We start from the raw sequence: 14720 nt of genomic DNA, 5'->3' as shown, positions 1-14720 counted from the left end.
GACCGGGTCCAACGATCTTGCAGGGCGCGCCCGGACCGCTCGCCAGCATATGGCCAATCGGCTTCCGATCCAAGGCTTCAACGTCAGACCCAGGGCTGCGGGATGTGCTCTTGCACATGGGCGCGCTGCACGGCTGGCCGAGCGACCATACGTTGCAGGTAAGCGCCCAATTGCGGTCGACTGGCAGCGGGATGACGCATGCCACGCGACCAGCGGGCAAGCGTGAAAAGATATGCGTCTATAGCAGTGTAAGCGTCGCCCAAGAACCAGTCGCCGCCGTGCCGCGCCAACTCGTCCTCGACACGATCGAATTGCGCGTTCACTCGGCGCTCGGCTGCGTCTCTCACCTCCGCTTGCGCTTCAGCAGAAGCCGCAACCTTGTTGGGGTGCAGATAAAGCGACAGATTGGCGTGCAAAGCTGTCGAGAGCCACATAAGCCACTTGTAAAAATGCGGCCTGAGAGCGCTCCCCTGCTCCGGTAAAAGAGATGTTTTGTCCTTCACCTCAAGAAGATGAAGGATGATGGCTACGCTTTCATAGAGAACGAGATCGCCGTCTTCCAAGACAGGAACAAGGCCGTCGGGATGCAGCGCGAGATAAGATAAGCTCTTGTTTGGCCCCTTATGCAAATTCACAAACGACAATTCGTATTCCAGGCCAATTTCTTCGATGACTATGTGCGCGGCGAGGCTGATGAAACCGGGATAATAGTGGAGACGCAGCATCTTGAGCCACCATTCCTCATTGCCTGGACCGCTCTTTGTTCGGCTCCTGACGTGCGGCGGTCAAGCTCACATCCGCAAGCGACGAGCGCCCGCTTCTCACCCATAGCCACATCCGCGCTACGATCCCCCACCCGGCGAATAGAAGCAGAGCAGTTCCCCCGCATCGTTCATGCACAAATGGAAGAACCCGTCCGGCGAGAGGCGGGCCTTCTGATAGGGGATATCGAGCACGGCCGGCTGGCGGCGCTCGCTAGCCCACATCGGGTGCCGGCCCGGCATGATCGTCACGACGAAACCGGCCGGGGTCTCTCGGACAGCGCCGGCGTCGATCCGCGCGCAATCGGCCTCGGAGCAGCATTCAAACGGATAGTCCCAGCCGCCGGGCGCCCGATGCGCATGCGTTTCGCTCGCTCCAACGGCGAACATGATCGCGATCGTGATCGAGGCAGAAGCGCGCATCGGCCAGCCCTCGCTGCGAGCTTCCGATCTGAACACGGCAGATGGAAGGCGCTGCGCCAGCCTGGGCGATGTAAGGAAGTTCGTCATGGTCGGGCTTGTCCCGATCAACCACGTCTTTACTTCATTGATCGAACGCCGTGCTCAAGACGTGGATGCTCGCCACAAGGGCGAGCATGACGGCGATTCGGCGAGATCAGAAACCGCCCCGCAAATCGCGGACCGCGAGGCCAAGTCAAACCTCGGCGGGATAATAGCGACCAAATATCCATCTGTCTGTCAAGTGGCTCCTTGCACAGCGATGATGCTCCTGCAAAGCTTGCATGATCGCATAAGGGCCTAGCGTCCGGACAAACCCGCAATAGACGGGGCGACAGGGTGGAGACGACGATCGTGGCAAGCGCAGCCGCCGGCCAGGCGGATACCTTTCCCAAGCTACTGCTGCGCAATGCGCGGGAACGCGGCGCACGCGTCGCGTTCCGGCACAAGGACCTCGGCATCTGGCAGTCCTGGACCTGGGCTGAGGTCGCCGAGCAAGTCCGCGCCTTTGCCAAGGGCTTCGAGCAGCTCGGCCTGAAGCGCGGCGAGAAGGTCGCGATCATCGGCTACAACCGGCCGCGCCTGTACTGGTCGATGGCCGCCGCGCAATGGCTCGGCGCGATCCCCGTCCCGGTCTATGCCGACAGCGTTGCCGACGAGATGGCCTATGTGCTCGACCATGCCGGCGCGGTCTTCGCCTGCGTGCAGGATCAGGAGCAGGTCGACAAGGTTCTCTCGGTCATCGAGCGGCTGCCGAACCTGCGCCACATGCTCTACGACGAGCCGCGCGGCCTGCGCGACTACGACCACGCCAAGTTGCACGACATCAGCGACGTCATCGAGGCCGGACGCGCCGCGCTCAAGGATGCCGCCGTTTCAGCCGCGCATGATCGCGAGATGGAGCAGGGCGCGAGCAACGATCTCGCCATCATCCTCTACACCTCCGGCACCACCGGACGGCCCAAGGGGGTGATGCTGACGCATTTCAACGTCATCACCGCCGCCGAGATCGGCTGCAGCTTCGACGGGCTGAACGAGAGCGACGAGATCATCGCCTATCTGCCGATCGCCTGGGTCGGCGACCATGTCTTCTCCTATGCGCAGGCGATCATCGCCGGATTCTGCGTCAACTGCCCGGAAGGCCCCGAGACTGTCGTCGACGACCGCCGCGAGATCGGCACCACCTATGCCTTCGCGCCGCCGCGCGTCTTCGAGACCATGTTGACGCTGACCATGGTGCGCATGGAGGATGCCGGTCCGCTGATGCGCAAGGTCTTCCACTACTTCCTCGGCGTCGCCAAGCAGCACGGCGAGAAGATCCTGAACCGCGAGAGCGTGCCGCTCGGCGCCCGCCTGCTCTACAAGCTCGGCGACATCCTGATCTACGCGCCGCTGCGCAACCGCTTCGGCCTGACCAATATCAAGGTCGGCTACACCGCCGGCGAGGCGATCGGCCCCGAGCTCTTCCGCTTCTACCGCTCGATCGGCGTCAACCTGAAGCAGCTCTACGGACAGACCGAAGCCGGCGTCTACATCACCATGCAGCCCGACGGCGAGATCAAGGCCGACACGGTCGGCAAGCCGGCGCCGCAGGTCGAGATCAGGATCGCCGACAATGGCGAGGTACTCTACCGCTCGCCCTCGATCTTCCGCGGCTACTACAAGGACGACGAGAAGACCGCCGAGACGATGACGCCTGACGGCTTCGTCCGCTCCGGCGATGCCGGCTTCTTCGACGAGAGCGGCCACCTCAAGATCATCGATCGCGCCAAGGATGTCGGCAAGCTCAACTCCGGCGAGCTGTTCCCGCCGAAATACATCGAGAACAAGCTGAAGTTCTATCCGAACATCAAGGAGGTCGTCGCCTTCGGCCAGGGCCGCGACTACGCCACGGTGGCGCTGAACATCGACCTGACCGCGGTCGGCAACTGGGCCGAGCGCAACAATGTCGTCTACGCCTCCTATCAGGAGCTCGCCGGCCATCCGCAGGTCTATGAGATGATGGCCAAGCATGTCGACGAGGTGAACCGCTCGCTCGCGGCCGAGCCGATGATGGGCGGCGCCCAGATCAAGCGCTTCCTGATCCTGCACAAGGAGCTCGATGCCGACGATGGCGAGCTCACCCGCACCCAGAAGGTCCGCCGCGGCTTCATCGCCGAGCGCTACGCCCCGTTGGTCGAGGCGCTCTACAACGGCGCGACTGAAGCCGACATCTCGACGGAAGTGACCTTCGAGGACGGCCGCAAGGGCGTGATCTCGGCGACGGTCAAGGTCCGCGACTCCAAGGTCTATCCGGTCACGGCGCCAGCGGCTGCCCCGGCGGCGAAGGAGGCGGCATGAACGCGCATACCATGGCTGTCGCCGGCGCGCCGGTCACGCATAAGGGCGAGGTGCTGCTCTCGGTCGAGAACGTCTCGCTGCGCTTTGGCGGGGTGAAGGCGATCAGCGACGTCTCCTTCGACATCCGCAAGGGCGAGGTCCGCGCCATCATCGGCCCGAACGGCGCCGGCAAGACCTCGATGCTGAACTGCATCAACGGCTTCTACCATCCCCAGGAAGGCCGCATCACCTACAAGGGCGTGCGCCGCGACCGGATGCGCCCGCACCGGGCCGCTGCCGCCGGCATCGCCCGCACCTTCCAGAACGTCGCTCTGTTCAAGGGCATGTCGACGCTCGACAACATCATGACCGGCCGCACGCTGAAGATGCGCAAGGGCTTCTTCTGGCAGGCGCTGCGGCACGGCCCGGCGATGACCGAGGAGATCGAGCATCGCAAGGTCGTCGAGGACATCATCGACTTCCTGCAGATCCAGCACATCCGCAAGCTGCCGGTCGGTAAATTGCCCTACGGCCTGCAGAAGCGGGTCGAGCTCGGCCGGGCGCTGGCGATGGAGCCGGAACTCCTGCTGCTCGACGAGCCGATGGCCGGCATGAACCTCGAGGAGAAGGAGGACATGTGCCGCTTCATCCTCGACGTGAACAACCAGTTCGGCACCACCATCGCCTTGATCGAGCACGATATGGGCGTGGTCATGGACCTGTCCGACCGCGTCGTCGTGCTCGAATACGGCCGCAAGATTGCCGACGGCACGCCGGCCGAGGTCAAGGCCGACCAGCGCGTGATCGACGCCTATCTCGGAGTGGCGCACTGATGCCCGCCGCAAGCAAGGATAAGAGCGCATGAGCGACGTCGCCGCGCAGCCTGCACCCAATCTCCTCGCCAATGGCTGGATCAAGGCCGGCCTGATCGTGATCGGGCTTATCGCCGCCGCGATCGTCGGCGCCCGCCTCGACCCGACCGGCACGATCCACGCCATCTTCGTCGACCCGTTCAACCAGATGGCGCAGGCGCCAGACCTGCTCGCCCAGACGATCTGGGAGGGCCTCGTCTCCGGCGTGCTCTATGCGCTGATCGCGCTCGGCTTCGTGCTGATTTTCAAGGCCTCGGGCGTCTTCAACTTCGCCCAGGGCATCATGGTCGTGTTCGCCGCGCTGACCCTCGTCGGTCTCTACGAGAAGGGCGTGCCGGCCTTCCTCGCCGTCATCCTGACGCTCGGTGTGATGTTCGCGCTCGCCGTGACGATCGAGCGCGTGGTGCTGCGCCCGCTGGTCAACCAGCCCGACATCATCCTGTTCATGGCGACCTTCGGCATCACCTATTTCCTGATCGGCTTCGGCGAATCCGTCTTTGGCGGCAGCCCGAAGCAGATGATCACCGATCAGCTCTATTTGCCCAAGGGCGCGATCGACCTGAAGATTCTCGGCGGCATCGTCTCGCTGCAGAAGATCGACATCGCCGCCGCCATCATCGCCTCGCTGATGATCGCCGTGCTGGCGCTGTTCTTCCAGTACACCCGCATCGGCCGCGCCTTGCGCGCCGTCGCCGACAGCCACAAGGCGGCGCTCTCGGTCGGCATCTCGCTCAACCAGATCTGGGTGATTGTCTGGTTCACCGCCGGCATCGTCGCGTTGATCACCGGTATCATGTGGGGCGCCCGCTCCGACGTCTCCTTCGCGCTCGAGATCGTCGCGCTGAAGGCGCTGCCCGTGCTGATCCTCGGCGGCTTCACCTCGATCCCCGGCGCCATCGTCGGCGGGCTGATCATCGGCATCGGCGAGAAGCTCGGCGAATTCTACTGGGGGCCGTTGATCGGCGGCGGCATCGAGAGCTGGCTCGCCTATTTCATCGCTCTGGGCTTCCTGCTGTTCCGGCCGCAGGGCCTGTTCGGCGACAAGATCATCGAGAGGATCTGATGATCAGCTGCATGAACCTCTCCGTCATTCCGGGGCGCTGCGCAGCAGCGAGCCTGGAACCCATAACCGCAGGTGGCGCCGGGAAGGGCGCACTCGCTTCGGTAATGACAATGTTCATGGATTCCGGGCTCGACGCTTCGCGTCGCCCCGGAATGACGAGGTAAGCCCGTGTTCTACCGCGAAGCCGGCCAATACAAGACCAATTACGCCGCCGACATGGCCGTGTTCCCGCTCCGGCAGGACCGGATCGGCCTCGCCGTCATCCTCGCGATCGCTCTCGTCGGCGTCCCGCTGATCGGCAACGACTTCTTCATTGCCTCGGTGATGATCCCGTTCCTGGTCTTCTCGCTCGCGGCGATCGGGCTCAACATCCTGACCGGCTATACCGGGCTGATCTCACTCGGCACCGCCGCATTCATGGGTGTCGGCGCTTATTCCTGCTACAAGCTGACCACCTTCTTCCCGGGCGTGAACATCATTGTCCTGATCCTGGTCTCGGGGCTGTTCTCGGCGGCGATCGGCGTGCTGTTCGGCCTGCCCTCGCTGCGGATCAAGGGCTTCTACCTCGCCGTCGCGACGCTAGCCGCGCAGTTCTTCCTGCAATGGGCGTTCGTGCGGGTGCCCTGGCTGTTCAACTACAACGCCTCGGGCGCGATCGAGGTGCCGCAGCGCACGCTGTTCGGGCTCCCCATCACCGGCGCCGCCGCGACGCCAGAGACGCGCTACTTCGTCTGCCTCGGCCTCGTCGTGGTGCTGACCTGGTTCGCCTCGAACTTGGTGCACGGCAAGCTCGGCCGCTCCTGGATGGCGGTGCGCGACATGGACATCGCCGCCGAGCTGATGGGCATCAAGCTGCTCAACGCCAAGCTCACCGCCTTCGCCGTCTCATCCTATTTTGCCGGCGTCGCCGGGGCGATGATGATCTTCCTCTGGTATGGCGGCGGCGAAGCCAACGACGTCTTCACTATCCGCCTCTCCTTCAACATCCTGTTCATGGTCATTATCGGCGGCCTGGGCTCACTGATTGGCTCGTTCATGGGCGCAGCCTTCATCGCCAGCCTGCCGACGATCCTGAAATTTGGTCTGCCGGCGCTCGGCGTACCGCTTTCGGGCGCAACGGCCGAGCACGTCACCTTCATGCTGGTCGGCGCGCTGATCATCATCTTCCTGATCCTCGAGCCGCACGGCCTCGCCCGGCTCTGGCAGATCGGGAAGCAGAAATTGCGGACGTGGCCCTTCCCCTATTGAGGCAGCGCGCTTTCCGTTTGGCTGAAATCAGCCAAACGACAAGAATTCGCGCAAAATCAAATAGGGGAGAGAGACCCAAGGACAACGACCTGACGCGGCCTTCAAGCGGCAGGCATGGCGAAGACGGAACGGCTCGGCCGTACCCGGCAACCACGGAGGAAGCGTATGAAGAAGAGCAGCATCATCAGGAGCGTCGCACTCGGCGCGCTCCTCGCCGCCGGCGCGATCGCCGCCCCGGCCAACGCGCAGGATACGATCTATGTCGCCAACAACGCCTATCGCACCGGGCCGTTCTCCGGCTCGGGCATCCCGATCGGCGACGGCATGCGCGACTATTTCACCATGCTGAACGAGCGCGACGGCGGCATCGGCGGTGTCAGGATCAATTTCGAGGAATGCGAGACCGGCTACGACACCAAGAAGTCGATCGAGTGCTACGAGCAGGCCAAGGCGAAGAACACGGTCGTCTACAGCCCGTGGTCGACCGGCGCGACGCTAGCCGCGATCCCGCGCGCCCATATCGACAAGATCCCGATCCTGTCGATGGCCTATGGCCTCTCGGCCTCGGCCGACGGCAGCCAGTTCCCCTGGGTCTTCATCCCGCCGCTGACCTATTGGGACGGTGCCTCGATCATGGTTCGCCATATGGCGAACGAGCTCGGCGGCATGGACAAACTCAAGGGCAAGAAGCTCGGCCTGATCCATCTCGACGCCCCCTTCGGCAAGGAGCCGATCCCGGTGCTCGAGAACCTCGCCAAGAAGTACGGCTTCGAGGTCAAGCTCTATCCGGTGGCGGCGGCCGACATGCAGAACCAGGGCTCGCTCTGGCTCTCGATCCGCCGCGACCGGCCGGACTTCCTCTACAACCAGGGCTGGGGCGCGATGAACCCGACGGCCGTCAAGGAGGCGATCAAGAACAACTTCCCGATCGGCAAGCTGGTCGGCGTCTGGTGGGCCGGCGGCGATGACGACGCCCGCGCCGGTGGGGCCGAGGCGAAGGGCTACAAGTCGCTCAACTTCAACGCGGCCGGCACCAATTTCCCGGTCATCCAGGACATCGTGAAACATGTCGTGGAGAAGGGTAAGAGCTTGGCGCCCAAGGAGAAGGTCGGCGAGAACCTCTATAATCGCGGCGTCTACAATTCGATGCTGGTCGCCGAAGCGATCCGCAACGCCCAGAAGCTCACCGGCAAGAAGGTCATCACCGGTGACGACATGCGCCGCGGCCTTGAGACGCTCAACGTCACCGAGGCGCGGCTGAAGGAAATCGGCATGGAAGGCTTCGCCGCGCCGGTGAAGGTCTCGTGTGCCGACCATTCCGGCCACCACAAAGCCTACGTCGCCGAATGGGACGGCACCAAGTGGACCAAGGGGTCGGACTGGATGGAGCCGCTGAAGGAGGAGGTCCGGCCGCTGATCGAGGCCAACGCCAAGGACTATGTCGAGAAGGCCGGCAACTGGCCGAAGCGGACCGAGTCCTGCGAGAAGTCGTCCTGATCTGAACCTCCGGGCGGCGGCCTGCGCCGCCGCCCGGTCGCCTTGTCTGAAAGCGGAGCGCAAGATGTCGACCGCCACCCTCGAAAAGCCCACGGCAGCGGCCGCGACGGACACCATCCTGTCGCTGAACAATATCGAGGTGATCTACGATCACGTCATCCTGGTGCTGAAGGGCGTCTCGCTGACCGTGCCGCGCAAGGGCATCGTCGCGATTCTCGGCGCCAACGGCGCCGGCAAGACCACGACGCTGAAGGCGATCTCCAATTTGCTCAAGGCCGAGCGCGGCGAGGTCACCAAGGGCTCGATCGTCTTCGACGGCGAGCGCGTCGACAAGATGTCGCCGAGCGAGCTCGTCAAACGCGGCTGCATCCAGGTGATGGAAGGCCGGCATTGCTTCGGCCATCTCTCGATCGAGGAGAACCTGCTCACCGGCGCCTTCACCCGCCGCGACGGCAACGCCGCGATCAAGCGCGACCTCGAGAAGATCTACGAGCTCTTCCCGCGCCTGAAGCAGCGCCGCAACTCGCAGGCTGGCTACACCTCCGGCGGCGAGCAGCAGATGTGCGCGGTCGGCCGAGCCATGATGTCGAAGCCGAAGATGATCCTGCTCGACGAGCCGTCCATGGGGCTGGCGCCGCAGATCGTCGAGGAGATCTTCGAGATCGTCCGCCGCCTCAACGCAGAGGAGGGCGTCTCCTTCCTGGTCGCCGAGCAAAACACCAACATGGCCCTTCGCTACGCCACTTACGGCTACATCATGGAGACCGGCCGCGTCGTCATGGACGGTGAGGCGAAGATGCTGCGCGAGAACGAGGACGTGAAGGAATTCTATCTGGGCGTCGCCGAGGGCAACAAGAAATCCTTCCGTGAGGTCAAGAGCTACAAGCGCCGCAAGCGCTGGCTGTCATAGTCCGGCCCGCTTCGGCAGGGCATTTCAGGCTCATGCTCTACCTCGTCATCGCCCTCCTTCTCGCCGCCCTGATCTTCGGTCCGCAATTCTGGGTCCGCTACGAAATGGACAGGCACGCCGCAGACAGGCCCGATCTGCCCGGCACCGGGGGCGAACTCGCGCGCCATCTGCTCGACCGTTTTGGCTTAGGCTCAGTCGCCGTCGAGACCACCGTCGCCGCCGGCGACCACTACGATCCCGATGCCCGCACTGTGCGGCTGTCGCCCAGGAATCATGACGGCCGCTCGATCACCGCCGTCGCCGTCGCCGCCCATGAGGTCGCCCACGCCGTCCAGCATGCGCAGGGCAGCCGACTCTTCAGCATCCGCACCGGATTGGCCCGCTTCCTCGGCATGGTCGACAAGGTCGCAATGGTGATCCTGATCACCGCTCCGGTGGTGATGATCCTGACCCGCGTACCGGCGGCCGGCCTGTTCCAGTTCGGTGCCGCGCTCGCCTTGCTCGGTATCGGCCTTGTCGTCCATCTCGTCACGCTGCCGGTCGAGTTCGACGCCAGCTTCGGCAAGGCGCTGCCGATCCTGCAGCACGACAACTACCTGCACCCCGACGACATGCCCGCGGCGCGCGGCGTGTTGCGGGCCGCGGCGATGACCTATGTCGCGGCGTCGCTGATGGGGCTGCTCAATTTCCTGCGCATTCTGCGCCGATAGGTTCGCACCGGGGCACGAGCGATGAACCAGCACTACGACGATCTCGAGACCCGGTCGCCTGCGCGGCGCGAGGCCGACCTCTTTGCAAGGCTGCCGGCCGTCCTTACTGCCGCTTTGGCGACGCCGGGCTATGCCGCGCATCTGAAGGGCGTCGATCCGGCTGGGATCACCGATCGCGCCGCGCTCGCGAAACTCCCGGTACTGCGCAAGGCCGACCTGCCGGTGCTGCACCGGGACAATCCGCCCTTCGGCGGCCTGACCACCGCATCGCTTGGCTCCTTCGGCCGGCTCTTCACCTCGCCAGGGCCGATCTTCGAGCCGGAAGGCACCGGCAGCGATCCCTGGGGCACGGCGCGCGGCCTTTACGCCGCCGGTTTCCGCAAGGGCGACGTCGTGCTCAACACCTTCGGCTATCATCTGACGCCGGGCGGCTTCATCATGGACTCGGCCGCCCGCGCCATTGGCTGCGCCGTCATCCCGGCCGGCCCGGGCAACACCGAGCAGCAGATGGAGGTGATCGGCGCTTACCAGCCGAGCGCCTATACCGGCACGCCGGATTTCCTGAAGCTGCTGATCGAGGCCGCCGACAGCCGCGGCGTCGACACCTCCTGCCTGAAGCGCGCCATCGTCTCGGGCGCGGCCTTCCCACCCTCGCTGCAGGCCTGGGTGCGTGAACGTGGCATCGACGCCTACCAGCTCTATGCGACCGCCGATATCGGCCTGATCGCCTATGAGACCAGCGCCCGCGACGGCATGGTCCTGAACGAGAATCTGATCGTCGAGATCGTCCGCCCCGGTACCGGCGATCCGGTCAGCGAGGGCGAGGTCGGCGAGATTATCGTCACCAATCTCGACCCGCATCACCCGCAGATCCGCCTCGCCGTCGGCGATCTGACCGCAATCCTGCCGGGGGCCAGCGCCAGCGGTCGCACCAATCAGCGGATCAAAGGCTGGCTCGGCCGCGCCGACCAGACGGCGAAGGTCAAGGGCATGTTCGTGCGGCCCGAGCAGGTCGCCGAGATCGCCCGTCGCCACCGCGAGATCGCCAAATTGCGCCTCGTCATCGGCCGCGCCAACGAGCTCGACACCATGACGCTCAAGGCCGAGATTTATGCCGAGCCAACCGGTTTCGTCGACGCGGTGTCCTCGACCCTGCAGCAGGTGACCAAGCTCAAGGGCGCGGTCGAGGTCCTGCCGCTCGGAGCCCTGCCCAACGACGGCAAGGTCATCGCCGATGAGCGGCCGGTGGGATAGCCCGCGCTCACCGGAGAGCCGCGGGAACCCTCTTCTGTAAGGAGAGGGCAGGGTGAGGTGTAGGCCGTTGGACCAGTGCCGCGAGCGCTGACCGCGCGGCCGGGTTCAAGCCAACGATTCCGCTCCCGAACACCTCACCCCTACCCCTCTCCTTCCAGGAGAGGGGATCCCGCGCCTCACCAGTCGATGGTCGGCTGCCCCTCCCTCTTCAACCATTCATTCGTCTGGCTGAACGGCTTCGAGCCGAAGAAGCCGCGCCGCGCCGAGAGCGGCGAAGGATGGGCGCTGGCGATGACGAGATGCTTGCTCTCGTCGACCAGACCCCGCTTGGCTTGCGCCGGTAAGCCCCAGAGCATGAACACGACGTGCGGCCGCTGCTGCGAGGCCGCCGACAGAATCTCGTCCGTCACCGCCCGCCAGCCGAGCTTGAGGTGCGAACCGGCCTGCGTCGCGCCCTCGCGGACAGTGAGCGCGGTATTCAGCAAGAGAACGCCCTGCTTCGCCCAGGATGAGAGATCGCCGCCCGCGGGCGCGGCGAGGCGGAGGTCCTCGGCCCGTTCCTTGTAGATGTTGACCAGCGAGCGCGGCAGCGGCGGCGGGCCGACATAGGAGAAGGCGAGGCCATTGGCATGGCCGGGCGTTGGATAAGGGTCTTGCCCGAGGATCACCACTCGCACCTGATCGAGCGGGGTTAGCGCCAAGGCCGCGAGAAACCGCTCCGGCTCCGGTGCCACCACCTGGCCCGCAGCAACCTCGGCATCGACGGCCGCGCAGACGCGTTCGGCCGTGCCGTTGCGGAAGACGGCAAGCTCGCGCCAGGAGGCAGAGACAGGCGAGGCCAGAAAGGCGCCCAGCGCCGCGTGGAAGCCGCTCACTTCAGAACGGCCCGCCCCTCGACCTTGGCCTCGACCGTTCCCAGCCGGCGCACATAGACCATGACCTCGTTTGCCATCAGCTTGCCATCGGTCAGGCCGATCAGCGTCTTGCCGCGCCCGAGCGCGGTATAGCCGTCACCGCCCGACAGCATGAAGTTGTTGGAGGCGACGGTGTATTTGCCGGCCGGTTCGATCTCCTTGCCATCGACCTTCACGGAGGTGACGCGCGAGCCTTGCGGCTGCTTGAGATCGGCCTCGAAGGTGAGCCCGGACACCACCGGGAAACGCCCGGCGCCCTGCGGCGCGTCGCGCAGGCCGTTCTCGATCGCGTCCTTCACATCCTTGCCGGTAATCTCGACCATCACGGTGGCGTTGCCGAAGGGCATCTCGCTCAAGACGTCGCGGCGCGTCAGCTTGTGGCCGGGCGCATACTGCTTGTTGGCACGGATGCCGCCGGCATTGGTGATGGCGAGCTGTGCGCCCGTTGCGGCCCTGATCGCATCGGCAATCAGGTTGCCGATCGCCGTCTCCTGGGTGCGGATCATGGCGGTTCGCGAATCGAGCGGGGTACCCAGCGTCGCGATCTCGACGTCGAGCTCCTTGGAGAGCTCACTCTCATAGCCCTTGACGATGGCGGCGACCTCGGGATCGGGCGTCGCGGCGCGGCTGTCGTTGACGCGGAAGGTCGGGGTCCACGCGACCTGCCGCGCCTGGCCCTGGCCGGAGACGCTGACGGCGATGTCGATCGCGGTGACGTAGTTGCCCTCCTCGTTCGACTCGACCATCACGACCTTGCCGTCATAGGCGATGGCGAGGTCGTGGTCGTGGCCGGTGAGCAGGATGTCGACCACGCGCGAACGCACGATCTCGTAGTCCATGGCCCGGTCGGCATGGACCACGCCGACGAGGATGTCGGCACCTTCCGATTTCAGCTTGCGCGCCTCGCGCCGCAGCGCCTCTATGGTCGAGGAGAATTTCAGGTCGCCGGGATTGGAGAGCTGCGGCGTCGGGTCGAAGGTCGTGCCGATCACGCCGACCTTGATGCCGCCGAGCTCGAAGATCTGCGAATCCTTATGGCCCGGCAGCGGATTGCCGGCGGCATCGCGCAGGTTCGCTGCGAAGGTCGGGTAGTTCTGGGCCGCGGCGAGCTTGAGATAGTTCTCCTTGCCGAAGTCGAATTCGTGATTGCCGGGCACGAAGACGTCGATGCCCATCTTGTTCTGCATCGCGACGATATGGGCGCCCTGGTCGAAGCCCGACATCAGCGAGGGCGAGTAGCAGTCACCGGCATGGCAGAACAGCACCGGCACGCCGCGCGCCCGCTCGGCCTTGGCGATGCCGGAGGCCCGGGCGAAGCCGCCTTTGCCCTTGTCGTCGCTCATCTTGTAGATGTCGTTGACGAGCAGCAGCGTGAAGGTCGCAGCCGGCGTCTGTGCCTTGGCGACCGGTGCGGTGGCGGCAAGGGCTGCGGGAGCGCCGAGGACGCGAAGTGCGTGGCGGCGGGTCATCTTGGTCATCGGCGCGAACCCCTGCGGTTTTGATTTGGTCCAAGAGTTTTGATTTGGTCGAAGACTAGCAAGACCCTAGCCGGCTTGCGAGACCCTGCTTACGCAGTGTCGCACCCCGCACGGCCCGACTGGACGAAAACCGTAACTCGTCTAAATCACAGCCGAACGAAAGCGGATGTGATGAGCCTCAAGCCCCGTTTGCCGCCCGACCACGCTACCATCAAAAGCGGCCGCATCGGCGTGCTGCTGATGAATCTCGGCACGCCCGAGGGCACGAGCTACCGGCCGATGCGGGCCTATCTCAAGGAATTCCTCTCCGACCGCCGCGTCATCGAGGAGCCGCGCTGGAAATGGTGGCCGATCCTCAACCTGATCATCCTGTCGACGCGCCCTAGCCGGAAGGGCAAGGACTACGCCTCGATCTGGAACAATGAGCGCAATGAAGGCCCGCTCAAGACGATCACGCGCGCCCAGAGCGAGAAGCTCGCCGAGCGCCTGAAGGGCGAGGCCGGCGACCGCATCACCGTCGACTGGGCGATGCGCTACGGCCTGCCCGATGTGAAGAGCAGATTGAAGGGCCTGCTCGACCAGGGCTGCGACCGTATCCTTTTGGTACCGCTCTATCCGCAATATGCCGCGCCGACCTCGGCGACCGCCTGCGACCAGGCCTTTCGCGCGCTGATGCAGATGCGCTGGCAGCCGACGGTGCGGGTCGCCCATCCCTATTATGCCGACCCGACCTATATCGACGCGCTCGCCGCCTCGGTCCGCGCCTCGCTCGGCAAGCTCTCCTTCGAGCCGGAGGTCATCCTCTGCTCGCTGCACGGCATGCCGAAGGAATATCTGCTCAAGGGCGACCCCTATTATTGCCAGTGCGCCGTCACCGCCCGGCTGCTTGGCGAGAAGCTCGGCCTCTCCGAGGAGCGCTTCCGCCTGACCTTCCAGTCGCGCTTCGGGCCAGATGAGTGGCTGCAGCCCTATACCGACGAGACGGTGAAGGCGCTGGCGCAGGGCGGCACGAAATCACTCGCCATCGTCGCGCCCGGCTTCTCGGCCGATTGCCTGGAGACACTCGAGGAACTCGACGTCGAGAACCGCGAGATCTTCATGCACAATGGCGGCAAGGATTTCGCTTACCTCCCCTGCCTCAACGATTCCGAGGAGGGCATGCAGGTGATCGAGGCAGTGGTGCGGCGGGAGCTGATGGGCTGGGTGTGAATCGCCTCAGGCGTCATGGTCGGGCT

The 14720-nt window shown here is 64.8% G+C and carries 14 protein-coding genes; 10 read left to right on the top strand and 4 right to left on the bottom strand.

Features of this window, described 5'->3' with window-relative positions:
* Positions 1–83 precede the first annotated feature (83 nt).
* Positions 84–725: a glutathione S-transferase family protein gene (locus tag B6S44_RS12485; protein ID WP_129157224.1), complete on the bottom strand. Its 642-nt coding sequence runs from the start codon at positions 723–725 to the stop codon at positions 84–86.
* Between the two features lie 117 nt (positions 726–842).
* Complete coding sequence (locus tag B6S44_RS12480) at positions 843–1151, bottom strand: hypothetical protein (protein WP_129157223.1); 309 nt, start codon at positions 1149–1151, stop codon at positions 843–845.
* Here B6S44_RS12480 and B6S44_RS12475 point away from each other — a divergent pair.
* From B6S44_RS12475 to B6S44_RS12435, 9 genes are all read left to right on the top strand, one after another.
* Positions 1150–1524 (top strand): hypothetical protein, encoded by a 375-nt coding sequence (locus B6S44_RS12475; RefSeq protein WP_129157222.1) that lies wholly within the window; start codon positions 1150–1152, stop codon positions 1522–1524. The two genes, B6S44_RS12480 and B6S44_RS12475, sit on opposite strands and share 2 nt — an antisense overlap.
* A gap of 50 nt (positions 1525–1574) precedes the next feature.
* A complete protein-coding gene (locus B6S44_RS12470) occupies positions 1575–3560 on the top strand; it encodes an AMP-dependent synthetase/ligase (RefSeq protein WP_129157221.1) in 1986 nt (661 codons plus the stop codon).
* Positions 3557–4372, top strand: a complete 816-nt coding sequence (locus B6S44_RS12465) for an ABC transporter ATP-binding protein (protein WP_129157220.1) — start codon at positions 3557–3559, stop codon at positions 4370–4372. Before B6S44_RS12470 ends, B6S44_RS12465 begins: the two co-directional genes overlap by 4 nt.
* Before the next feature lie 187 nt (positions 4373–4559).
* Positions 4560–5474 carry a branched-chain amino acid ABC transporter permease gene (locus B6S44_RS12460; RefSeq protein WP_126116299.1) on the top strand — a complete coding sequence of 305 codons (915 nt, stop codon included), beginning with the start codon at positions 4560–4562 and terminating at the stop codon, positions 5472–5474.
* Between the two features lie 168 nt (positions 5475–5642).
* On the top strand, positions 5643–6722 hold the full coding sequence (locus B6S44_RS12455) for a branched-chain amino acid ABC transporter permease (RefSeq protein ID WP_129157219.1): 1080 nt from the start codon (positions 5643–5645) through the stop codon (positions 6720–6722).
* 165 nt (positions 6723–6887) lie between these two features.
* Positions 6888–8219, top strand: a complete 1332-nt coding sequence (locus tag B6S44_RS12450; RefSeq protein WP_129157218.1) for an ABC transporter substrate-binding protein — start codon at positions 6888–6890, stop codon at positions 8217–8219.
* Positions 8220–8283: 64 nt separating this feature from the next.
* On the top strand, positions 8284–9129 hold the full coding sequence (locus B6S44_RS12445; protein WP_129157217.1) for an ABC transporter ATP-binding protein: 846 nt from the start codon (positions 8284–8286) through the stop codon (positions 9127–9129).
* Between the two features lie 32 nt (positions 9130–9161).
* Positions 9162–9839 carry a zinc metallopeptidase gene (locus B6S44_RS12440; protein WP_129157216.1) on the top strand — a complete coding sequence of 226 codons (678 nt, stop codon included), beginning with the start codon at positions 9162–9164 and terminating at the stop codon, positions 9837–9839.
* A gap of 21 nt (positions 9840–9860) precedes the next feature.
* Positions 9861–11093, top strand: coding sequence for a phenylacetate--CoA ligase family protein (locus B6S44_RS12435; protein ID WP_129157215.1), 1233 nt, complete (start codon positions 9861–9863; stop codon positions 11091–11093).
* 176 nt (positions 11094–11269) lie between these two features.
* On the opposite strand, the gene ung is transcribed toward B6S44_RS12435, so the two are convergent.
* On the bottom strand, positions 11270–11968 hold the full coding sequence (gene ung, locus B6S44_RS12430; protein ID WP_129157214.1) for a uracil-DNA glycosylase: 699 nt from the start codon (positions 11966–11968) through the stop codon (positions 11270–11272).
* Positions 11965–13485, bottom strand: a complete 1521-nt coding sequence (locus tag B6S44_RS12425) for a bifunctional metallophosphatase/5'-nucleotidase (protein WP_129157213.1) — start codon at positions 13483–13485, stop codon at positions 11965–11967. The genes ung and B6S44_RS12425 overlap by 4 nt, the downstream gene beginning before the upstream one ends.
* A 171-nt stretch (positions 13486–13656) precedes the next feature.
* On the opposite strand from B6S44_RS12425, the gene hemH reads away from it, so the two are divergent.
* Positions 13657–14694 (top strand): ferrochelatase, encoded by a 1038-nt coding sequence (gene hemH / locus B6S44_RS12420; RefSeq protein ID WP_129157212.1) that lies wholly within the window; start codon positions 13657–13659, stop codon positions 14692–14694.
* The last annotated feature ends 26 nt before the right edge of the window (positions 14695–14720 follow it).

The organism is Allobosea sp. Tri-44, assembly GCF_004123845.1.
Lineage (GTDB): Bacteria > Pseudomonadota > Alphaproteobacteria > Rhizobiales > Beijerinckiaceae > Allobosea.
The sequence above is the reverse complement of the archived record's forward strand: the minus strand, read 5'-3'. Positions and strand labels throughout refer to the sequence as shown.

Coding starts and splice junctions, on each gene's coding strand:
- B6S44_RS12485 (WP_129157224.1), bottom strand. CDS start 725: ATGCTGCGTCTCCACTATTATCCCGGTTTCATCAGCCTCGCCGCGCAC.
- B6S44_RS12475 (WP_129157222.1), top strand. CDS start 1,150: ATGATCGCGATCGTGATCGAGGCAGAAGCGCGCATCGGCCAGCCCTCG.
- B6S44_RS12480 (WP_129157223.1), bottom strand. CDS start 1,151: ATGTTCGCCGTTGGAGCGAGCGAAACGCATGCGCATCGGGCGCCCGGC.
- B6S44_RS12465 (WP_129157220.1), top strand. CDS start 3,557: ATGAACGCGCATACCATGGCTGTCGCCGGCGCGCCGGTCACGCATAAG.
- B6S44_RS12460 (WP_126116299.1), top strand. CDS start 4,560: ATGGCGCAGGCGCCAGACCTGCTCGCCCAGACGATCTGGGAGGGCCTC.
- B6S44_RS12450 (WP_129157218.1), top strand. CDS start 6,888: ATGAAGAAGAGCAGCATCATCAGGAGCGTCGCACTCGGCGCGCTCCTC.
- B6S44_RS12445 (WP_129157217.1), top strand. CDS start 8,284: ATGTCGACCGCCACCCTCGAAAAGCCCACGGCAGCGGCCGCGACGGAC.
- B6S44_RS12440 (WP_129157216.1), top strand. CDS start 9,162: ATGCTCTACCTCGTCATCGCCCTCCTTCTCGCCGCCCTGATCTTCGGT.
- B6S44_RS12435 (WP_129157215.1), top strand. CDS start 9,861: ATGAACCAGCACTACGACGATCTCGAGACCCGGTCGCCTGCGCGGCGC.
- B6S44_RS12425 (WP_129157213.1), bottom strand. CDS start 13,485: ATGACCAAGATGACCCGCCGCCACGCACTTCGCGTCCTCGGCGCTCCC.
- hemH (WP_129157212.1), top strand. CDS start 13,657: ATGAGCCTCAAGCCCCGTTTGCCGCCCGACCACGCTACCATCAAAAGC.